18 protein-coding genes are annotated in these 20,693 nt (G+C 60.2%); 6 read left to right on the forward strand and 12 right to left on the reverse strand.

The window, feature by feature from the left end; all coding sequences use genetic code 11:
* Window positions 1-28 precede the first annotated feature (28 nt).
* On the forward strand, window positions 29-637 hold the full coding sequence (locus tag IPJ76_15060) for an SEC-C domain-containing protein (GenBank protein ID QQR85909.1): 609 nt from the start codon (window positions 29-31) through the stop codon (window positions 635-637).
* Between the two features lie 16 nt (window positions 638-653).
* Here IPJ76_15060 and IPJ76_15065 read toward each other — a convergent pair whose 3' ends face one another.
* From IPJ76_15065 to IPJ76_15090, 6 genes are all read right to left on the reverse strand, one after another.
* Window positions 654-1,250 (reverse strand): hypothetical protein, encoded by a 597-nt coding sequence (locus tag IPJ76_15065; GenBank protein QQR85910.1) that lies wholly within the window; start codon window positions 1,248-1,250, stop codon window positions 654-656.
* Window positions 1,251-1,296: 46 nt separating this feature from the next.
* Entirely contained in the window at window positions 1,297-1,776 is a 480-nt protein-coding gene (locus IPJ76_15070; GenBank protein QQR85911.1) for a hypothetical protein, read from the reverse strand.
* Between the two features lie 202 nt (window positions 1,777-1,978).
* Window positions 1,979-4,024: a phenylacetic acid degradation bifunctional protein PaaZ gene (gene paaZ, locus IPJ76_15075; GenBank protein QQR85912.1), complete on the reverse strand. Its 2,046-nt coding sequence runs from the start codon at window positions 4,022-4,024 to the stop codon at window positions 1,979-1,981.
* Between the two features lie 127 nt (window positions 4,025-4,151).
* Entirely contained in the window at window positions 4,152-5,870 is a 1,719-nt protein-coding gene (locus tag IPJ76_15080; protein QQR85913.1) for a hypothetical protein, read from the reverse strand.
* Complete coding sequence (locus IPJ76_15085) at window positions 5,867-6,172, reverse strand: hypothetical protein (GenBank protein QQR85914.1); 306 nt, start codon at window positions 6,170-6,172, stop codon at window positions 5,867-5,869. Before IPJ76_15085 ends, IPJ76_15080 begins: the two co-directional genes overlap by 4 nt.
* A 45-nt stretch (window positions 6,173-6,217) precedes the next feature.
* Window positions 6,218-6,355: a hypothetical protein gene (locus IPJ76_15090; protein QQR85915.1), complete on the reverse strand. Its 138-nt coding sequence runs from the start codon at window positions 6,353-6,355 to the stop codon at window positions 6,218-6,220.
* A gap of 367 nt (window positions 6,356-6,722) precedes the next feature.
* On the opposite strand from IPJ76_15090, the gene IPJ76_15095 reads away from it, so the two are divergent.
* From IPJ76_15095 to IPJ76_15105, 3 genes are all read left to right on the forward strand, one after another.
* Window positions 6,723-8,225, forward strand: a complete 1,503-nt coding sequence (locus IPJ76_15095) for a hypothetical protein (GenBank protein QQR85916.1) — start codon at window positions 6,723-6,725, stop codon at window positions 8,223-8,225.
* A gap of 260 nt (window positions 8,226-8,485) precedes the next feature.
* A complete protein-coding gene (locus IPJ76_15100) occupies window positions 8,486-9,445 on the forward strand; it encodes a hypothetical protein (GenBank protein ID QQR85917.1) in 960 nt (319 codons plus the stop codon).
* On the forward strand, window positions 9,429-10,133 hold the full coding sequence (locus IPJ76_15105) for an ATP-binding cassette domain-containing protein (GenBank protein QQR85918.1): 705 nt from the start codon (window positions 9,429-9,431) through the stop codon (window positions 10,131-10,133). The genes IPJ76_15100 and IPJ76_15105 overlap by 17 nt, the downstream gene beginning before the upstream one ends.
* Window positions 10,134-10,140: 7 nt before the next feature.
* On the opposite strand, the gene IPJ76_15110 is transcribed toward IPJ76_15105, so the two are convergent.
* Window positions 10,141-11,544 (reverse strand): hypothetical protein, encoded by a 1,404-nt coding sequence (locus IPJ76_15110; protein QQR85919.1) that lies wholly within the window; start codon window positions 11,542-11,544, stop codon window positions 10,141-10,143.
* Window positions 11,545-11,587: 43 nt separating this feature from the next.
* Here IPJ76_15110 and IPJ76_15115 point away from each other — a divergent pair, with 43 nt between their 5' ends.
* Window positions 11,588-12,889 (forward strand): T9SS type A sorting domain-containing protein, encoded by a 1,302-nt coding sequence (locus IPJ76_15115; protein QQR85920.1) that lies wholly within the window; start codon window positions 11,588-11,590, stop codon window positions 12,887-12,889.
* A 5-nt stretch (window positions 12,890-12,894) separates the two neighbouring features.
* Here the strand turns inward: IPJ76_15115 and IPJ76_15120 are convergent, their stop codons facing one another.
* The 4 genes from IPJ76_15120 to IPJ76_15135 are packed head-to-tail and all read right to left on the reverse strand — an operon-like array spanning window position 12,895 to window position 18,763.
* Window positions 12,895-14,127, reverse strand: coding sequence for a hypothetical protein (locus IPJ76_15120; protein ID QQR85921.1), 1,233 nt, complete (start codon window positions 14,125-14,127; stop codon window positions 12,895-12,897).
* A 53-nt stretch (window positions 14,128-14,180) separates the two neighbouring features.
* On the reverse strand, window positions 14,181-15,479 hold the full coding sequence (locus IPJ76_15125) for a chloride channel protein (protein ID QQR85922.1): 1,299 nt from the start codon (window positions 15,477-15,479) through the stop codon (window positions 14,181-14,183).
* 12 nt (window positions 15,480-15,491) lie between these two features.
* Entirely contained in the window at window positions 15,492-17,732 is a 2,241-nt protein-coding gene (locus IPJ76_15130; GenBank protein QQR85923.1) for a bifunctional alpha,alpha-trehalose-phosphate synthase (UDP-forming)/trehalose-phosphatase, read from the reverse strand.
* On the reverse strand, window positions 17,729-18,763 hold the full coding sequence (locus IPJ76_15135; GenBank protein ID QQR85924.1) for a mechanosensitive ion channel family protein: 1,035 nt from the start codon (window positions 18,761-18,763) through the stop codon (window positions 17,729-17,731). Before IPJ76_15135 ends, IPJ76_15130 begins: the two co-directional genes overlap by 4 nt.
* A gap of 271 nt (window positions 18,764-19,034) precedes the next feature.
* Between IPJ76_15135 and IPJ76_15140 the strand changes: the two genes are divergently transcribed.
* A complete protein-coding gene (locus IPJ76_15140; GenBank protein QQR85925.1) occupies window positions 19,035-20,177 on the forward strand; it encodes a YbdK family carboxylate-amine ligase in 1,143 nt (380 codons plus the stop codon).
* Between the two features lie 3 nt (window positions 20,178-20,180).
* Here IPJ76_15140 and IPJ76_15145 read toward each other — a convergent pair whose 3' ends face one another.
* A complete protein-coding gene (locus tag IPJ76_15145; protein QQR85926.1) occupies window positions 20,181-20,684 on the reverse strand; it encodes a GNAT family N-acetyltransferase in 504 nt (167 codons plus the stop codon).
* Window positions 20,685-20,693: the final 9 nt, after the last annotated feature.

The raw sequence follows: 20,693 nt of genomic DNA on the forward strand, positions 1-20,693 counted from the left end.
TTGGGTTAACCGACAGATCCTAACGGATGTGCTTGTCGCTCACCGAAAGTACCCCGGCCTTGGTCTGCCATACACTCTCGGCGGCATCGTTAAGCTTCATGCGGAATTAGTGATTCGTGATGTACTAGGCGAACGCTGGGGTGCATTCGTGGTGACTATTGAGTTTCCTTTGGCGTACCCGCAAATCCCCCCTCGCCTGTATGAGGACCAGGGACGTATCAAGCGAACTCCAGATTGGCATGTGAACGGCGACGATAGTCTATGCATTGGCCCTGAGGTGAGCGAATTGGAGAAGTATGATGGCGCAGCCCACTTGCAGGATTGGCTTGACCGGTCAGCCATACCCTTCCTAGCAAATCATCTTCACAAGGAACGAACGGCCGAATACAAGAACGGAGAGTTCCAGCACTACACTGAAGGCATATGGGAGTACTATGCAGGTGAATGGAATTGTAGTCGAGCGGAAGTGCTGCGCAGACTCAGCCTAATTACCGGCGAAGTAACCGTTCCTCGGAACGAGTTGTGTTATTGTGGCAGTGATCTTCCATGGGCGAAGTGCCATGGTCCAAGGATTCTCAAATCAACGGTTCTAAGGAGGGCGTATGCGGCCGACTTGAATCGCCTACGCAAATCGTGACCTCCGCTACAAAGGTTTACACGAACCGAGGCCAGTTCGAGATTGAGGAGTCCTTCCTCACCGAACTAAACGATACCGCCTCACTACTGGATACGTGACGAAGTATCAGGCGTCCTTGTGTCTTAGTATTGGTCCAATACTCACCGTTCATTTCAAGGTGCGTCCCGCGTACGACACGCAACACGCCCGCTCCTTGCTGTTTGCCGGACCCAGCAGTGAATTCGTCGCGTAGTGAATAGATGTATGTAAGAAGAGTTTCGGCGGTTTCCTTCCGACTAAACGCGCGCGCAAGAACTGAAGTGCCCTCCGCTCGTTCCGTATAGCTCTTAATAACAAGGCCAAAGAAGTTCTGGTGAATGGACATCACTATTGGTAGGACATTCTGATAAGAGACTGGCTGTTTGGGTGTCCAGTTGGATTCAAGATGGCCCACCCAGGTGCCACTGAGATTTGGTCTTGGTGCGATCCAGGAAAAGGCCTTCTGCCTCCAACCATAATTGATGAAGTACACCCAAAAGAAGAAAACGAGCGTGATTGAACTCGACAATCTCATTGGCCAAGTCTTCGTGATCATCCAATGGTCGAGTTGCCAAGCCATAAGCGCAAAGACCATGGCAGCCAATGCAACGGTTACATACGTGAATCGTTGTATCTCGCTACTAGAGTACATGAGGAGAGTTCCCGTTGATCCATGTTTGAAAGTCCATCGGATATCCTCCGATGAAAAGAGACGTGACCATGCTCGGGTCAATAGTGAGTATCAGACTTACTCCCTTAATCCTTGATCCAAGTAGTGCAGCCATTTGCCTAGCACCAATAGGATGCTGAAACTGCTCTATTCCCGTGTTGTCCGGGATTGGTGGGGCGAGGAAGTAGCTTACGCCAATCACACGAGGATCGCGGGCATCTATCAAATGAAACCCGTCATGAAATGGTGACTGCCTGCTACTAACCTGGCCAAGAAACTCGATGGCATCGTGAATTCCAGATACTGGTAGCTTTGGAAGCGCAGTTGGTGGTACCAACGATGTTATCGGTAGGTGCACACCAGGCTCACACAGGACAAGTCCAATTCCGGCGAAATCTTTAGGTGGATTTCCTCTTAGACCTTCAACCACCGCAACAAGCCACTCTTTCACATTCATATCGATGCAATGCGTGAGATGTTCCAATCTTCGTCGACAATCTCAAGTAAATCGGCGTTTCGCGTGAGCGATTGCAGCGGAAACCCCGCAAGCCCTGTAATCAGGGCGCGGAGTTGTAGCGGAAAGCGCGACCCCGGCTGCATTTGAGCCGGGGGCACGCCCACACTTCGACTTCGCTCAGTGTGACAAGCGTGCCTCATGCCTGATCGATCTTCTTCACCATCGTCAAGATAGTCGCGATCGCCACCGTCTCCCCGGTCTCATCGAACACATCCACGAGGAACTTCACGATCCCCTTCGCCACATCCTCCGGCGTGCGTTTCTCCTGATCCACTTTCTCCTTCACCGTGAAGCGCACCTGGATCGTCATGCCCGGATACACCGGTTTCACGAAGCGGCATTCGTCCAGGCCGTAGTTCAGCAGCACCGGTCCTTTGGGTGGATCAACGAAGAGACCCGCCGCGCGACTGAGGATGAAGTAGCCGTGCGCCACGCGCCCCGTGAAGATGGTGCCCTCGAGGCTGTTGGCGTCCATGTGCGCGTAGAAGCGGTCGCCGCTCAGTTCGGCGAAGTCCTCGATGTTCTGCAGCGTCACCAGGTGGGTCTCGCTGATCAGCGTGTCGCCGATGTTCAGCTCCTCGAAGTGCAGGCGGAAGGGGTGCTTCTCGCTGATGTGGTAGCGCGCGCCCTGCTGGTATTGCTGGGTGAGGGCGGTGATCATGCTGGGGTGGCCCTGGATGGCGGTGCGCTGCAGGTAGTGCATCACGCCGCGCTTGCCGCCCATCTCTTCGCCGCCGCCCGCCCGACCGGGGCCGCCGTGTACCAAGGTGGCCAGCGGACTGCCGTGGCCGGTGTTCTCCTTCGCCATTTCGCGGTTGAGGATGAGCATGCGGCCGTGGTGGCTGGCGGCGCCCCATACGAATTGCTGCGCCACCTGCTCATCGTACGTGGCGATGCTGGCGCAGAGGCTGCCCTTGCCGAGTTTGGTGAGGGCAACGGCGTCATCGATGTCGGTGTATGGCATCAGTGTGCTCACCGGACCGAAGGCCTCCACGTTGTGGCTCTGCTGGTTCTTCCAAGGGTCGGCGTTGAGCAGCAGGATGGGGCTCATGAAGGCGCCCTTGCTGGCGTCGGCGCCCTTCACGTCCACGCTGTCGGCGCTGCCGTAGACGATCTGCGAGCCTTTGAGCAGTTCGTCCAGCGCGCGTTTCACCTCGTTGCGTTGCGTCTGTCCGGCGAGGGCGCCCATGCGCACACCGTCCACACGCGGGTCGCCGATCACAGTGCCGCCGAGGCGTTTGCCCAAGGCGATCTGCACATCCTCCAGCACGTTATGCGGAACGAGGATTCGTCGCGCGCCGGTGCAGCGCTGGCCGCACTTCAGCGTCATTTCCTTGCCCACCTCCTTGATGAAGAGGTCGAACTCCTCGGTGCCGGGCGTGGCGTCAGGCCCGAGCACGATGGCGTTGAGGCTGTCGGCCTCCAGGTTGAAGGGCACGCTCTCGTCCACGATGCGCGGGTGCTTCTTCAGCATCCGGCCCGTGGTGGCGCTGCCGGTGAAGGTCACGACGTCCTGGTGCATCACATGGTCCAGCAAGCCTTCGGCGCTACCCACGATGAGTTGGATCGCTCCCTCGGGCACGATGCCGCTGGCGACGATGTCCTTCACCATCGCTTCGGTGAGGTAGCTGGTGACGGTGGCGGGCTTCACCACGGCGGGCACGCCGGCCATCCAGTTCACGGCCACCTTCTCCAGCATGCCCCAGATGGGGAAGTTGAACGCGTTGATGTGTACGGCCACGCCCTCCTTGGGCACCATGATGTGGTGGCCGATGAAGGTGCCGCCCTTGCTGGTCTTCACGGTGTCGCCATCCACGTAGAAGGGCATGTTGCCCAGCACGCGGCGCAGGCTCGCATTGGCGAAGAGGTTGCCGATGCCGCCCTCGATGTCCACCCAGCTGTCGGCCTTGGTGGCGCCGGTGCGGTAGCTGATCTCGTAGTACTTGTCCTTGCGGTCGAAGAGGTATTGGGCGAGGGCCTTCAGCATGCGGCCTCTTTCCGGGAAGGTCATTTTCCTGAGTGGTGGCCCACCGACTTCGCGCCCGTATGTGAGCATCCTTCCGAAGTCCAGCCCGGTGCTGGAAGTTGTCCCGATCAGTTCTCCGCTCACCGCATCGACCAGTTCTGATTGCTTCCCTGCACCGGCGACCCATTCGCCGCACGCGTAGTTCTGTAGTTGCATGTCTGTGAAAGTAGGAGTGTGGTGTATTTGGGTGTGCCCCTCGCAAAGCCTCGGGTCGCGCTTTCCGCTGCTGCTCCTCGGCCGGATTACCGGCCTGTGGGGCATTCGCTGCAATCGCTCACACGGTTCAGTACGTTGAAAAGGACTCAACCTTGCCCGAAACGAAGACGACCTTCATGTGATAGTCGCTGTTGAGTGAGCTGGTCAAGTAGTACGTCTCACGATTACCGGATGTGCGAACATCCTTAACGCTGAAAAGTCCGCGACTTGTCAAGTCGAACATTTCCTTGGTCATGCCCTTCAGAACATCACCGTTGAAGATGGCTTGGCCGAACTGCGCACCGTATTTGCCAATGAGTTCTTGACGCACAGCTTCTGATTTCTGTTCCGCCTCCTTCCGTCGCTTTGCAGCGTGCTCGATCGTCCCACGTAGCTCACGGCTTGGGTCATGATCGTAGTACGATTCAGCCCAGAGCGTACCCATTGGTGATTGGAAAAAGTCCGAGAGATGCGCCAATGACAAGGACTCGTACTGCATGCTCATCGAAGCAAGATTCAGCCGAGGGGTGCGCAATGAATACATAGAGAGCTCCTCGGATTCTCTCAGGCGTGCGGTCAAGCCCTGGACCTCAATGTGCATTGTATCTCCGTGATGGACCCATGTCTCAGTGCCTCGGTTCGTTCGCAGGTCGATCTTGTCGATACCCATGAACTTGACGGAATCCAGGCATGTACTGACTTCGTTCGTCTTGCCAGCTTTCCCCATGGCTTCAATACACTCGCCATTCACCCGGTAGTACGTTGTCGGGCCGACAAGTTCACCTTGACCGGAATCAATCAACCGTTGAACGGAATTGTAGTACTCCCAACTCATGACATCGCTCTTCATGTCGAAGAGAACCAGCGAATCAGTTGACCCATTGCGTTTGGAGAATCCCAGGAAGCTCTGACCCGTGTACGGCGCAATTCCAGCTTGCTCGATTCTTTCCGCAACGGCGGGGTCGAACTTGAGAAGGAACCACTTGTTCAAAGTATCCTTGACCAATTCGCCACCCTTCGGTTTGTAGTCGGTCACTGGTATGCGATCAACGAGCACAGGGCTTGGTACCTGAAGCTTTTTCGGGATGACAAGTGCGAAACTCCCACTCCTCTGCCCCATACACTCCAGTGCCAATCCCTTGCACCTGAAAGCTGTTGAGTGGAGATAGTCGCGGTCTACTGCGGCTATGGGCGTGTTGTCAGCCATTGCTGTCGCGGTGCTGGTGCCATCGTCAAGCCTCACGAGTAGACCCTTTGCCTGCTGCCGGGAGTAGATCACTAGGTAGTTTCCCTCCGCTGACACGACACCTTTCATGTCGCAACTCATCTTGGCCAATTCCTCTGGTGAGAACTCGACGAGGATCAGGTCCCACTGAAATTCAGGAGCCATCAGGGAGTCGGAGCAACTAGCTGTAAAGGCGATTTGATAACTGAGTACCTCGGTCGGCCCAGATGAACTGGCAAGGAAGCCCTTTGACTTGGCAGGAAAAACCGGTGTCACCTTGATTGCGGACATTCCATACCCATGCAACAACTTCTTGGTTTCTCGCATGTGCTTGATCCGTGCTAGCACATCCTTTGGGATCACCGCTTCAACTTGCTTGATCTCATAGGCTTGCCTTGGAACTGCCGGTTGGTTGTACACGTTGCCGGTTGATCCCTGACCTGCGAAAAAGGATGTGTTGTTCTCGTAGTGGATCGTACTGACCGTGGCAAACGACTTTGTCGTAGCAACAACTTGAGCAGCAGACGTTGATGCTGAGAACGCTCCAACAAGGACAAGTGTAAAGGAGGGGAGTGACTTCATGTTCCGAAAGTATGTTCTGGACCCTGTTTGGTGGCGCCCGTGCGGTAGCTGATCTCGTAGTATTTCTCCTTCCTGTCGAAGAGGTATTGGGCGAGGGCCTTCAGCATGCGCCCACGCTCGGGGAAGGTCATCTTGCGCAGGGGCGGGCCGCCGACGGTGCGGGCGTAATGGAGCATGTGGGCGAAGTCGAGGCCGCCGCTTGACGTGCTGGCCACCAATTCACCCGTGCTCGCGTCGAGCAGTTCGGCTTGTTTGCCGCTGCCCGCGACCCATTCTCCGCAGGCGTAGTTCTGTAGTTGCATGGTACGAAGGTCGAGTGTTCGTTGCTCAGGTTTGGATCACCTTGATCATTGACCCTTGAGCCTTGTGACTTGAGTCTTGAGATCGGTGGTGCCGATGAGGTCGCCGGTGATGGCATCGATGAGCTCTGCTTGCTTGCCGGAGCCTTTCACCCAGGTGCCCGCGATATAGTTCTCTAATTGCATGGTGCGAAGGTCGAATGTTCGATGCTCAGTATTGGTCCACCTTTGAGGTTGGGCCTTGGGACTTGTGACTTGAGACTTCCGCGCAGCGGCTCCCACTGGCCGTTGGCGTAGTTCTCTAATTGCATGTGGCGAAGTTCGGTACGGAAGGTCATCCGCAGATTTCGCGGATGGCACAGGACCTGTCCCGCCCTAGCGGGATGAATGCGGATCCGGGATGGGCTATCTGTGACATCTGCGCCATATGTGGACGATCTGAACTCTGAGTGGGGGGAGGGTCCCCCTCGCAGGGCCTCGGGGTGCGGTCCAATTGCTCCTATCGCTCACGTGGGAGGCACAACCGAAGCACCTTTACGCCGTCATCCGTCCGATGAACACTCCATACGCCGCGCTCCTGGCATTCTCCACTGCGATCAGCACAACGGTGGTCGCACAGAACCGGTACAGCCTCGACCATCCTGCAGGCCAAGTGGATCGAACGGTGCCCCTCGATCTTGGGGGAGGACAGACATGCTATTCGAGCATGATCAACTACGGGGACTCAAGTCATGTGGAGTTGCTGTGGACCACAGCGAACCAGCAAGTGACCAACGCTAGATCCCATCGGCTCAATACGCTGATGTCCTACATGCATGATGCCGTGCGCATGAATGATGGCTTCCTGGTCTGCGGCTCTTCCGATGCCGCACCCCCTTTCCTGCTGAAGACCGACCCCAATGGTGATGTTCAATGGCACATTGGCTTTCCGGGCTTGTCGTTCTCCCAGGATCGACTTGCGAGCGTCATCGCCGAGGGTGGTTCGTTCAGGGCATACAGTGCCCCGTTGTCCATCGCGAACGGTTTCCAACGCATCGCCGGCGACAGCGCGGGAGGCATGATCACCGGCGTAACCGTCTCGGTGCAGGCAACGACCGGATTCACGGCTTTCAGCGCGACCGCGGTGAACGGTGGGGATATCGTTTTCGGTCAGGGGGTCGTTGCTGCCGATCCAGGCAACCGGAGGATGTTCGTGACGAAGATGGACAGCCTGGGTGCGCAATGGTTGAAGCTCTTCGACATGGACGGGGCGAGCGGGTTCAACGAGTACGTGCGCGATACGGAAGCGCTGGCCGATGGTGGAACGTTGGTGGTGGGTCATGCTGCGGATGCCGGGGTCGGAGCGAACGGGTTCGTGATGAAGCTCGATCCCGGTGGTGGGCTTCTCTGGTGCAGGAAATACATGGATGCGAGTGGAGCGCTCGCGCTTACAGGAGCCATGGAGCTCCCAGGCGGGGATCTGCTTGTCGCCGGGTTGAAAGATCTGTTCGCGCCACTGGTCGTTCTGCGGCTCAGTCCCTCCGGTTCGATCATCGCGCAAGAGCAATTGCCGATCGGGTTCCCCCAGCCGGAGGACTTCTTCCGCAATGACCAGGGAGGGCTGGCTTTGATGGAGAAGGACATGCTGATGGAACTGGACGCGACCGGCAGCGGATGCGGTTTCGTGAGCAACACGTCGATCGCGGACGCGGTGCATGTCCCGTCGATCACGGATGTGGCCGTTACGAACAGCACGTTCGTTCCTGGCACGATCACCTTGTTACACGATGATCGCCCGCCGGTATTGAGCTGGATCCCGGAATGTCTAAGTACGGGCATCACGCAACCCTCAGAGCCAGTGTTGACCGTTCAACCCAATCCAGCAGAAGGGATCGTGTGGATCGGTACTCCCGGACAAGTCGGATCGCAAGAACAGTTCGTAATGATGGACGCAATGGGCAAGGAGGTGTGCAGAGGCAGCTATGGAGAAGGTATCGACCTCCGCAGCTTGGTTCCCGGTGCTTACACCTGTTGGCTCCTGGATCGTGGTGTCCGTGTACGAATGATCCGTCGCTAAGGGAAGAGCTCGCCGGTGATGGCGTCGAGGAGTTCACTTTGCTTGCCGGAGCCGGTGAACCATTGGCCGGCGGCGTAGTTCTGGAGTTGCATACGGCGAAGATCGGGATGAATGGGCTATCAGCAGATGTCGCAGATGGCACAGATGAATACCAGGATAGGCTGAGCTATCTGCGACATCTGCGGCATCTGCGGATCGATCACCACGCCGCTCATGTAGTTGACCGAAGCTGCACATGATGTATCCACCATCTTGCCCTCGTGAACACGCACACCCCATCGCCCACGGTGCTCTTGCACCTGCGCTGGTTGCAACTGCGGCGCGCATGGCCGGTCTATGGCATGTGGTTCGTTGCAGTGGCAGCGCTCTCCGTTTGGACCGTGGTGCGTAATGCCGTGCAGGCCGATGCCACACGCGCGCCCTACATCGCCGTGGGCACGTTGCTCGTGGTGTGGGGCCTTCACCAACGCCGTCCCGACCTGCCGTTCCTGCACCGCCATGTGCAACAAGCCCGCCTGGCCCTGCTGCTGGAGTACGGTGCATTGGTGCTTCCGGTGTTGCTCGCTTTGCTGGTCACCCCGGCCATCGTGTGGTCGGCCGTCGTGCTGTTGGCGTGCGCGCTGCCGTGGTTGCCTGTGGTGCGCAGCAGTGGCGTGCGCGGGGCGTGGTGGCGCAAGCGTATTCCCGCGCACCTGTTCGAGTGGAAGAGCATGCTGCAAGGCGCGCATCCGTGGGTCTTGGTGCTTTGGCTCGCGGCATTGGCGTTCTGCTGGCTGCCGTTGCTGCCGCTCTTTTTGGTAGGCATCTTGGTGATGATGGTCGTTGGTGCGCAAGAGCTGTGCGAGCCGCGCGCAATGCTGCTGGCCACGGCGTCCAACACCCGCGACTTTCTCCGGCGGAAACTGTTCGGCTCGGCGGGGCTCATGGCCTTGGTCGTGCTGCCGGTGGTCGTTGGTGCCACGGTCTTCAAGCCGGAGTGGTGGTGGATCCACGGGCTCTTCGCCATCGGCATGGCGGTGCTGGTGGCCTATGCCGCGGTGCTGAAGTACGCGCACTACCGCCCCAACGAACGGCTCTCGGCCAACGGCGTCAACACCGGCATCGCCATGGTCGTCGCCATCCTTCCCGGGCTTTCACTGGTGCCGCTCTTGATGCTCCTGAGTGAGCTGCGCAACGCGCGGGCCAATCTCAACACCTATTTCGATGCTCACCATCACTGACCTCCGTTGCTCATACGGCGACAAGCCCGTGCTCGACATCCCGCACCACGCGATGGCGCCCGGCGTGCACGGCATCGTGGGCCTCAACGGTGCGGGCAAGACCACGCTGCTCAACGCGCTTTACGGCTTCGGTCGGAACCCTGAGGCCAGCGTGCAGTGGAAAGAGGAAGACCTGTTCCACGGCAACAGCGCCTTCCAGGAAGCCGAGAGCTATTTCCACCCCGGCATCACCGGCGGCGAATACCTCGACCTCTTCATGCCTTCAACCGCTTCAAGCGATGCACAAGCGTTGAACACCTTGCTGGAAGTCCCGCTGGATCAGCTCATCAGCACGTACTCAACGGGCATGAAGCGCAAACTCGTCCTACTGGGGGTGCTGCGCTTGGAGCGCGAAGTGCTGTTGCTCGATGAACCGATGAACGGGCTTGACCTAGCCTCGGTGCGCGTGCTCGAAGCCATCATCAAGCGTTTGGCCGAGCGCGGTCGCACAGTGCTCATCACCTCGCACGTACTGGGGCCGTTGGTGGCCTTGTGCGACCGCATCCACCTCTTGCAGCATGGTCGGTTCACGCGCGTCTTCGAGCGTGGTAACACGGGAGGCTTGGAGGAAGCGCTCTTCGCCGACCTCGATGCGCGCACACGTGCTGTCGTGCAAGAGTGGGGGACGGCCGAACGTGAGCCGCGCTGAAGCTCCTTCACTCCTTCACCAACGTGTGCACGCTTACGGAGCGCTCGCCTTGCACACGCAGTAGCAGCGGACCGTGGCTGAAGTCCGACAGATCGATCCGCAGGGTAGCGCCGCCGTTGGTGCTCCATGCACGCAGCAGACGGCCGCATGCGTCCAACAGTTCCAGTTGCTGTGTGCCCACGGGCAGGTCAACGAACACGAGGTCGCCGGCAGGGTTCGGCCGGATGCGCAGTTCATCGGCGCCCTGTTCCACCACGGAAGTCGGACAGAACTCATAAGCCCCTGCGCAGAGCGTGGCGTGCTGGCACCGCACAACACTGCTCACGGGATGGACGTATTCGTCCCAAGCCACGAGCGGATAGGTGCCCGCCATGCCGGCCGGATATCCGATGTAGCGCGCAGGTGATGCCGCATCGATGTGGTAGTCGTACAGTGCCGCGTCTGCGAAGAGGAGCGAGGCGATGGGGATGTTGTACAGGTTGCCCAACGTGTCAACGCCCAGCGGCCACGCGTTCATGAACGTGCCGCCACCGGCCATGATGTTGTTGTAGGCCTTCAGGAGGACGCCGCTCGGGGTGTGGAAGAACGTGCCGGTGTTCTTCTCGTTCACCAGCGTGTTGTTGATGGCATAGAGCTGGTGCGCGCCGGGGTTGGTGAGCACTTCGAGGCCGTAACCCACCAAATTGCTGTTCTGGCCGAGTGGCCCTTGTTGGATGATGTTGCCGATGACGAACGCGCGTCCTCCGTTGGGCAGGTCCAGCTCGCGGCTGGCATCGCCATCGGCCTCGTTGCTGAAGCGGCTGTATTCGATGATGTTCACCCAGGCGCGGCTCTTCAGCTCGTGGCCCACGTGCGCGTGGTGGCTGTAGTTGTAGCGATAGATGAGCGTGTCCACGTTGTTGATGTACAGGTTGTGGCTCTGCCCATCGCCGTAGCCGTTGTAGCCGAACTCGGTGTGTTCGATGCGAATGGTGCTCGGGTGCACCTCATTGGCCAGGATGCCGTTCTCGTTGTGGTGGAACCAGCAGTTGCGCACGGTGAGGTTGGCGCCTTCCTGCCGGATGCCCGCCCCGTTCTGGTCGGGCACGCTGCATTCGCTGAATTCGATCCACTCCACCGTGGTGTTGTTGCCGGAAATGACCCAAATGGCCTTGTCAGCCCACGCGAAGCCGTTGCTTTCCATGCGGGCGAAGCCGCCCACGCCGCGCAGCAGCAGGTTGTCCGCTGTCCATGGCGCCACGTCGCTGGGGTAGGTGCCCGCTTCAATGTCCACCGTATCGCCGTCGTTGACCAGTCCCGTCACCTGGCTCGGCATGGTGTAGGTCTGGCCCGGGCCCACCTGCCAGATGGTGGCCGTGGCGCACATCGGCACGAGAAAGAGGGTTGGTAGGAGGAAACCTGCTGTCCGCATGCATCGAAGGTAGGCCGCGTAGGTGCTGCTCTACATTCGACGCATGATATCGACCTTACGCTGCTTCGTTGCCGTTCAACTCTCGGCCTGCACCGTTGCGCTCCATGCCCAAGGCCCCGACCTCATCGGCTACTGGCACAACTGGAACGATGCCAATGCGCCGTACTTCCATCTCGACCAGGTGGACCCGCGCTACACCATCATCAACCTCGCCTTTGCCGAGCCGATAGTCGGCACCACCTACGCCATGGAGTTCGTGCCATCGCAAGATGTGCCTGCTGACTTTATCGCCCGTGTTGACACCCTGCGCGCACACGGCAAGAAGGTATTGGCCAGCATCGGCGGCGCCAACGCCACAGTGCAACTGAACAGCGAGCAGGAAAAGCAGACCTTCATCTACCTCATGCACACGCTGTTGCAGACCTGGCACCTCGATGGCGTGGACATCGACCTGGAGGGCGCGTCGGTGGCCACCACGGGCGGCACCATCGCAGCGCCGGTGGACAGCAACATCATCCGGTTCATCGGCGCCATGCAGGAAGTGATGGTCGACTATCGCCAGGCGACAGGTAACAAGATGTTCCTGACGATGGCGCCGGAGACCGCCTATGTGCAGGGCGGGCAGAGCGCGTTCGGCGGCATCTGGGGCGCCTACCTGCCCATCATCGATGCGCTTCGTGATTCGCTCGACATCCTGCACGTGCAGCTGTACAACAGCGGGAGCATGTACGGCATCGATGGCAACATCTACAGCCAAGGCACAGCCGATTTCATCGTGAGCCAGACCGAAGCTGTCATCCAAGGCTTCAACACTTCAGGTGGCTACTTCGTGGGACTTCCACCGGAGAAGGTCGCCGTGGGTTTACCCGCATGCAACGCGGCCGCTGGTGGGGGTTACGTGGACACTGCCACCGTGCGTGCCGCGATGGAGTACCTCCTCGGACAAGGACCGCAGCCCGGTGCCTACACGCTACAACAGCCCGGCGGTTATCCCACGCTGCGCGGCATGATGACGTGGAGCATCAACTGGGACGCTGTGAGCGCGTGCGGTGGCACCTATGGTTATGCAGATACCTACGAGCGCGTGTTCGACGACTTCAGCACTGGCGTTCCCGTTGTTGAAGAGGAGGAACGGATCCTGCTGATGAACCCGGTGGCGGATGTGCTGCGCTTCAACGAACCAACGACCGGTCAGCTCCGCATCCACGACAGCAGCGGCCGCTTGGTGATGAGCACCGTCGTGAACGGGAGTGAGCTCGATGTGCAGCACCTGCGCTCCGGCCTCTACGTGCTCGAACTGTCGGGCGATGACGAAAGCCTGAGCACGCGCTTTGTGAAGGAGTGACCTGCTCAGCGCACCACTTTGCCGGAACGGAACACGTTGCGGTGGGTGATGGTCCACAAGAGCAAACCCGGAGCGGTCCCTTTGGGCAATGCGATGGTGCTGGTGAGCATACCATCGAACAGCACGCGGCCCTGCGCATCGAACACGCGCAATCGTTCCGGCCCTATGGCTCCGGTGACGGTCAAGTTCCCGTCCGCATCCATCCGTACTTGGTAAGAAGATTTGCCATCGGTCTCATCGATGCCGATGCCGAACACCTCCAGGGTCCAAGAGGCTTCGGCGCTTCTGCCGCATGCATCGGTGTACTGGTGCGTGAATGAATAGATACCCGGCCCGGCGAAGGTGAACGTGGGATCGGGGGCGGTGGAAGTCTGGCCGTTGCTGCACGACCACAGGTGGATGCCCAGTCCGGAATGTTGCCAGGTGATGTCATAGGCGCCATTGCTGCTGCTGCCGGTGGGGGCGGCGTTGGGCATGCTGCCGTTGTCGAGGTTCCAGGTGCTGGCGCTATCGAGCACCATGCTGCTGGCAATGCTGCGGAGGATGGCGGCCGAATCGGGTTGCAGGGTGCTGTTGAACGACGCTCCGGCGCAGCTCTGCCCGAAGAGCGTGCAGTACATGACCGCAGCCGCGAGGTAACTGCCGTTGATGTTGGGATGGCTGCCATCGGTCTGGAAGAGTTCAATGAACGGATGCGTGTTCTGCACCTCGCGCCAGGCCATGCCCACGGGTGCGGTCCATCCGTTGTTGTCCTCCGCAAAGCCGATGTAATTGTCGCGCAGTCCGAGCTGCATGCCCTCGTAGGTGCACATGAAGGGGAAATTGGCGCAGTTCATCATGTCGCCCGTTTGCCGGCCCCAGGTCATGTAGTACACCGGCACGGTGCAACTGTCGTTGGCGGCGATGATATTGGCCAGAGCAGTGGCATCACCGGCCGAACCGGTCACGGCATCAGGCAACGCCCCCAACTGGCTTTGCTCCTGCATCACCACGAAGTCCCACGCTTGCGCGTTGATGGCGTTGATCGATGCTAGCGTGGTGCTGTGCTCATACAAGGTGAAACCACCGGGCGCCACCATCTGCACGTTCACGGTGTCGCCCATACTGAGGGCCAACTGCTGCACCAACCCGGGCAGGTCGTTGACGGAAGTGTAGCTGTTGCCGAGGAAGAGGACGGAGGTCTGTTGGGCGCTGGCGGCTGCGGTCAGGCAGCAGGCGAGGAGGGAGGAGGAACGCATCGGTGCCATGACACGTCGGCCATGGGCGCCGTTGCCTAGCGAGGATGGAATGTTCACTTGGGCCGGTTGTACACCGAATAACCGACCAAGGACCGCGAGATGAAATAGCTCAACGCGGATACGATCATCAGGGGCACAAAGAGCGCGTAGCCGCCCGTGATCTCGGCAATGAGGAAGATGGCCGTGAGCGGAACGTGGATGGTACCGCTCAGCACGGCGGCCATGCCCACCACGATGAAATTGACCTCGTTCAGGTGGGCAAGTCCGAGCAGGTTCGCGCCGTGCGCAAAGGCGAAACCGGTCATGGCACCGGTAAAAAGCGAACTGCCGAACATGCCACCGTTGCCACCGGCGTGCACTGTAAGTGAAGTTGCGATCGCCTTGAGCAGCAGCAGGCCCAGCGCCAGTGCCTCAAGGCTCCATTGGCCCAACGGAAGGATGAACGGCGAATGGGCGGTGAGCGGTGCGGTGGTGCGCAGCAGCAGGTGTTCAACGCTATCGTAGCCTTCGCCGAGCAACGGTGGGAAGAAGAGGATGAGCGCTCCGAGCAGTCCCCCGCCCGTCAACGCCCGTGCGAAGGGCGACTTCACCCTGTTCAGTTGTTCACCCACCACGAAGTAGCTGCGGATGCACCACATGGACACGAAGGCCCCGAAGAAAGCCAGCCCGATGTACCACGGCAACGCAGCCGCGCTCCACGAATCGCTGATGAGCACGAACGGCTGACCCTTGTAGATGAGGCTGGAGAGGAACGCGGCTGAAGCCGAACTGATGAGCACCGGCACCACCTGCGGAATGGCCACGTTCACCAACAGCACCTCCATGGCGAAGATGGCCCCGGCGATGGGCGCGTTGAAGATGGCCGAGATGCCTGCCGCAGAACCGCACGCCAGCAGCAGCGTGCGCGTGGCCTTGTCGAACTTGAGCCATACGGCCACCTTGCTGCCGAACGCAGCGCCGGTGGAAGCGATGGGCGCCTCCATCCCGGCCGATCCCCCGGCACCCATGGTGAGAATACTGGTAATGACCTGTGAGTAGAGCTTGTGCGTTTGGACCACACTTTCGTTCTCCTTGATGTTGCGCAGAAGGCTGGGGAGCCCCCGTCCGAGATCGCCCTTGAGCCAGTAGTGCGTGAAGAGCACGCAGAGCAGTATGCCCAACGTTGGGATGACCAGGGTGAGCAGTTCACGCCGGTCACCGAAGAGGTAGCCGTGCAGCAGCCGGGTCAGTTCGTTCACGCCGCTCTTCAGCGCCACGGCCGCCAGCGCGGCAAGCAATCCGATGACCACACTGGCCAGGATGAGCGAAGTGTGCTCACCGAAGAGGCGTCGGCGCAGGGATCGGATCATCATTACGGTCTGCGATCATACGGCCTGGCGTGCGATCGGGTCGCGCACAGCCACCATTTGCCGGATGAGGGCCAGCACATCATCATGTCGTCGGACGTTGAACCGTGCGAAGCTGGGGACCATTCCCACACGAATGCTCACCGCGTCCACGGGTAGCGCTTTGAAGAGGTCTTCATCCGTGCGGTCGTCGCCAATGGCCATGATGAACGGTGCCGGGTGGCGCGCGAGCAGCGCGCCCATGGCCGATCCCTTGTCGATGCCGGTCGAACGAGCTTCGATGACCTTGTGGCCTTCAATGACCTGGAAGTCATACGAGCGGGACAGGTCGCTGAGCACGGCCACGAGTTCGCGCGAGCGGCGGAAGCCCAGTTCCACTTGTGCGCCGCGGTAGTGCCAGGCCATTGCGGTTTCCTTCGTTTCCACGAGGGCCCCCGGGCACCGGTCACAGAACTGGTTGAAGATCTCGATCAGGTTCTCTTTCCATTCGGTGCGCGCCGGGGCGGCTGTCCATGCCCCACCCGGTGCGCGTACGAAGGCCCCGTGCTCGGCGATCAGATGCACCGGCAGTGCGCCGTACCATTCCTGGAGCCGGTCGCGACCACGACCGCTCACAATGGCCACATTGTTGCGTTCATCGGCACAGAGCACGGCCAGGTCGGCGAGCAGTGCGCGGCCCGGTTTGGCGTCCTCGGGCCGTTGGGCGAACGGTACCAGCGTGCCATCGTGGTCCAGGACCAACCAACGCGAAGGGGCGGTGCTCAGATCGCGCAGAACGGCGTTCCGCTGGTCCTCGGTCATCAATTTCACCTGCAGTTGCCGGCGCAATGCCACGGCCGAATCCAATTGGCTCAGCAGGTCGTCCGCCCATCTCGTGACATCGTAGCGCACCAAGCGTTGCTGCATGCCGCGCATGCGTTCGGTCTGCTCTTCCGCGGGCATGGTCATCGCGGTTTCGATGGCGTCGGCGATCGCGTTGGTGTCGGTCGGGTTCACGATGAGGGCGCCACCCAGCTCGTATGCTGCTCCGGCGGTTTCGCTGAGAATGAGCACGCCCCGCTTGTCGCGCCGGGTGGCCACGTATTCCTTGGCCACCAGGTTCATCCCATCGCGCATGGGCGTGATCAGCGCAATGTCGGCCGCGCTGTACATGGCGATGAGGAGCTTATGGTCGAGGTGGCGGTATTGGTAGACCACGGGCTGCCAGTCCATGCTCCCGTATTTCCCGTTGATCCGGCTCACGGACGATTCGATCCGTTCCTTGAGGTCGCGATAGCGGCTGATGGTGTGGCGCGATGGAACGATGTTGAGCAGATAGGTCACCTGTGCGCGGTGCTCCGGTGCGCGATCAAGCATCTTCTCGAAAGCCTCCAACCGTTGAAGGATGCCTTTCGTGTAATCGAGCCGATCGATGGAAAGGACCAGTTTGCGTCCCTGCGTGTTCTTCCGCAGCAGGTTCTTCTCCTTCACCACGGCGGTATCATCGAACATGCCGCTGAACCGATCGGGATCGATGCTCACGGGGAAGGCCTCAGCCTCGGCAGTGTGTGCCGCGCTCCTCACCGTGTGCACATCGATCTCGTGGCCTAATGATCGCTGCACCGATTCCAGGAAGTACTTCACGTGATCGTGCGTTTGGAACCCGACAAGGTCCGAACCGAGCAGGCCTTCGAGCAGTGCTTTGCGCCACGTATCGGGCAGCAACCTGAACACCTCGTAGGAAGGGAACGGGATGTGCAGGAAGAACGCGATGGCCTGGTCGGGGAAGCGTTCGCGGAGCAGGGCGGGGAGCAGCATCAGGTGGTAGTCGTGGACCCATACACGGTCATCGGGCCGCAACGTGCCCGCCAGCTGTTCTGCGAAGAGCTCGTTGGCGGCGCGGTAATGGTCGAACCAATCCTGGTCATATTGGGCCAACGACGGGAAATAGTGGAAGAGGGGCCAAAGGGTATCGTTCGAGAACCCGTTGTAATGGCGGTCGCGCACGGTGTCGGGCATCGTGATCGGCACCACGTCGTAGTGCCCGTTCACGAATTGTTCGCCATTGGCAAGGTGCCGGGCAACCTTGCGCGATCGCAGTTCCGTCGCACCGGCCCACACGGGCCGCCCCCCGCCGTCCTTGCCGTTCTGGCCGCGCAGGTCGAGGTATGAGCCGATGCTGCTCACCAGACCACCGGCGCTCGGGGTGGCCGTTATCCGGCCTTCGCGCTCGGTGAACCGGAAGGGCAATCGGTTCGAAACGATGATCGTCCTGCTCATGGTGCTTCGGGTGTAATGTTCTCCAGACGTACTGTGCGGATGGGGAAGGGGATGGTGATCCCCTCGCTGCGATAGCGCTGTTGGAGTTTCTTGATGAACGCGTGCATCAGTTCGTAACGGTCGGTGTATTGAACTGCCCGCATGATCACTGACATGTCGATGCTGGAAGGACCGAACGTGTGGAACCGCACGAACGGATCGAAGTCCTTGATGCCCGGTTGCAGGTCGCGCATCACTTCCCGGGCCGCTCCCACGGTCGCCGATTCCACTTTTTCCAGGTCGCTGTCGTAGCTCACGCCTACCTGCACAAGCACCGCTACCTCCGGGTCAGGCTGGTCGTAGTTCAGGAGGATGGAATCGGCCAGCTTCACATTCGGCACCACCACCAAATGGTTGGGCAAGGCCCTTATGGTGGTGTTGCGCCAAGTAATGTCCGTAACGAACCCCTCGTCCCCGGAACCCAGCTTCACGAAATCGCCCACCCTCAGTTGCCGCGAAGCGAGGAGCTGGAGGCCTGCGAATAGATTGGCCAGAGTGCCTTGCAGTGCGAGGGCCACGGCCAGGCCGCCCACACCGAGGGCCGTAACGATGGGCGTGATGGAGATGCCCAGGTCGTGCAGGATCACCAGTCCTCCTATGGTGAACACTATGGCGCGCACGATGATGCCGAGGATGGAGGCCGACCGGCCCTGGCCGTTCAATTCCCCGAATGCTGCGCGCAACCATCCGATCATGGCGCGCGATACGAAGAGGCACACCGAGAGCACGAGCGCGATGAAGACCGCATCGGTAAGCAGGGGTTCCATCGGATGCGCCAGGTACCGTGGTACCACCCGCAACGGTATGAGCGCGCCCCATAGCGGGAGCAGGCCCCGGAAAGCCTGCACGAACGCGAGGCCCGTGCGCGAGCCGCGCGCGGCTGCGCGACTGCGGGCTTGTTCGAGCAGGGTGGTGGCGAACGTCCAACCCGCTGCGGCACCGAGCACTGCCGAACCGGAAATGATCAACGAACCGCGAAGGATGTCATCCATGATCAGGATTATTGCGCGGGCAGGTCAATACCTGTCCACATGTTCCACAAGGGGTCTTGGGCACCGGGCCCTAGGCCCAGGGACCGGTCCGCCGGATAGGCGGCATCCGGTCCGATCGACAAGGCGTACCTCACCGCGCATCAGCACGGTGTGAATGGCAGGCGACGCGGCGCGAAACTACTCCCATTGGTCGGGACGGCGGGGATGCCACGCCCAGCGTGCGTTGCATGGGGTGAATTGGTTCATCCCGTCGCACTTACATTGTCCGACAATGATGAACGATGTGAGTTTGGCATTCATTCCGAGCGCGCGCCCGCACACCTTGGGCGTTGAACTTGAACTGCAGGTGCTCGATGGCCGCACCATGCGATTGACACCGCGTGCTCCGGAGATCCTTGCTTCGGTGCAGGATGCCCGGCTGGCCAAGGAAATGTTCCGCAGTACCATCGAACTGATCACCGGCATCTGTACCACCGCCCGGGAAGCAGTGGACGACCTTTCGGCAACGTTGCTGAACGTCAGAAAGGTGAGCGACGCGTTGGGCTTGCGCTTCGCAGGCACGGGCACGCACCCGTTGGCCGATTACAACGACCGACTGGTGATGGACAGCGAGCGCTACCAGCAACTGCTCGATCGCAACCAGTGGCTCATCCGCCGCATGGCCGTTTACGGACTTCACGTGCACGTGGGCCTGCCATCGGGCGATGCCTGCATCCGGTACATGAACGCTTTCCTGCACCTGGTGCCGCACCTCATCGCGCTCTCGGCCAGCTCCCCGTTCTGGCGCGGGGTGGATACCGGTCTGTGCGCCAGTCGTCCCACCGTGTACGAGGCGCATCCCACGTCAGGGCTTCCGGTGCTCGTGCGCGACTGGTCAGAATTCAACATGGTGTACAACGATATGCTGCGCACCGGTTCCATCAACAGCATGAAGGACATCTGGTGGGACCTGCGGCCCAGCCCCGGGTACGGCACCTTGGAGATCCGCATTTGCGATGGACCGGCTACAATGGCCGAACTCGGAGCCATCACCGCCTACATACAGGCCAATGCTGCGTACATGCGCGATGAACAACAGGTGGAAGATGGGCCCGCGCCCGGGATCCCCGTGCGCTGGGTGCTGCGTGAGAACAAGTGGCGCGCCCTGCGTTTCGGGCTCGATGCAGCGGTGATCCACCCGGCGGACATGAGCGTGCGGCCGCTTCGCGACGCGATCGTGGAACGGCTCGCCCGACTGGAACCGCACTTCCGGGCGCAAGGCGAGGAGCACCACCTGCAATGCCTGCGCGACATCTGCACCCAAGGTAACAGCAGCGATCGCCAACGTGCGGAATACGCCCGCAACGGACAAGTGGAGGACGTGGTGCGCTTCAACGTGCGCGAGTTCGAAGCCGGTGAACCCCAGTGGTCCTGAGCTTCAGCTTCTGCGGATCGAATAGATCAATTCATCGTGCACCACACCGTTCTTCACGATGGTGCCTTTCAGTTCCGCTTCGCGCTGGAGGCCGGCTTTTTCCAGCACACGCTGGCTCGCCACGTTCGCAACGAAGGTTGAGGCGTAGATGCGGTTGATGTCGGGAAAGGTCCTGAAACCGAGCTGCACCATCTGGCGGATGGCTTCCGTCATGATGCCTTGGCCACGGTACGGCTTTCCGAGCCAATAGCCGAGCTCAAGATTGGAGCGCCAGAGGTCGGGTTTAGGATGCAGGCCGATGGCGCCGCAGCACTCACCGTCAAGGTCGATGCAACGCCTCAGTGGTGGGTTCTTGTTGATGGCCTCTTCCAGGAAATTGCGACCGTGCTCCTCGGTGTACGGATGCGGGAAGGCGTCGGAGAGGAAGGCCGCAATGGTGGCGTCGTTGGCATGCTTCACCAATGCAGGCAGGTCGGTTTGCTCGAAGGGACGCAACGTGAAGGTCATGGCTGCAGA

This window comes from Flavobacteriales bacterium, assembly GCA_016699575.1.
In the GTDB taxonomy this organism is placed as follows: domain Bacteria; phylum Bacteroidota; class Bacteroidia; order Flavobacteriales_F; family PHOS-HE28; genus PHOS-HE28.

Coding starts and splice junctions, on each gene's coding strand:
- IPJ76_15065 (QQR85910.1), bottom strand. CDS start 1,250: ATGGTCTTTGCGCTTATGGCTTGGCAACTCGACCATTGGATGATCACG.
- paaZ (QQR85912.1), bottom strand. CDS start 4,024: ATGCAACTACAGAACTACGCGTGCGGCGAATGGGTCGCCGGTGCAGGG.
- IPJ76_15080 (QQR85913.1), bottom strand. CDS start 5,870: ATGAAGTCACTCCCCTCCTTTACACTTGTCCTTGTTGGAGCGTTCTCA.
- IPJ76_15085 (QQR85914.1), bottom strand. CDS start 6,172: ATGCAACTACAGAACTACGCCTGCGGAGAATGGGTCGCGGGCAGCGGC.
- IPJ76_15090 (QQR85915.1), bottom strand. CDS start 6,355: ATGCAATTAGAGAACTATATCGCGGGCACCTGGGTGAAAGGCTCCGGC.
- IPJ76_15095 (QQR85916.1), top strand. CDS start 6,723: ATGAACACTCCATACGCCGCGCTCCTGGCATTCTCCACTGCGATCAGC.
- IPJ76_15105 (QQR85918.1), top strand. CDS start 9,429: ATGCTCACCATCACTGACCTCCGTTGCTCATACGGCGACAAGCCCGTG.
- IPJ76_15110 (QQR85919.1), bottom strand. CDS start 11,544: ATGCGGACAGCAGGTTTCCTCCTACCAACCCTCTTTCTCGTGCCGATG.
- IPJ76_15115 (QQR85920.1), top strand. CDS start 11,588: ATGATATCGACCTTACGCTGCTTCGTTGCCGTTCAACTCTCGGCCTGC.
- IPJ76_15120 (QQR85921.1), bottom strand. CDS start 14,127: ATGCGTTCCTCCTCCCTCCTCGCCTGCTGCCTGACCGCAGCCGCCAGC.
- IPJ76_15125 (QQR85922.1), bottom strand. CDS start 15,479: ATGATGATCCGATCCCTGCGCCGACGCCTCTTCGGTGAGCACACTTCG.
- IPJ76_15130 (QQR85923.1), bottom strand. CDS start 17,732: ATGAGCAGGACGATCATCGTTTCGAACCGATTGCCCTTCCGGTTCACC.
- IPJ76_15135 (QQR85924.1), bottom strand. CDS start 18,763: ATGGATGACATCCTTCGCGGTTCGTTGATCATTTCCGGTTCGGCAGTG.
- IPJ76_15140 (QQR85925.1), top strand. CDS start 19,035: ATGATGAACGATGTGAGTTTGGCATTCATTCCGAGCGCGCGCCCGCAC.
- IPJ76_15145 (QQR85926.1), bottom strand. CDS start 20,684: ATGACCTTCACGTTGCGTCCCTTCGAGCAAACCGACCTGCCTGCATTG.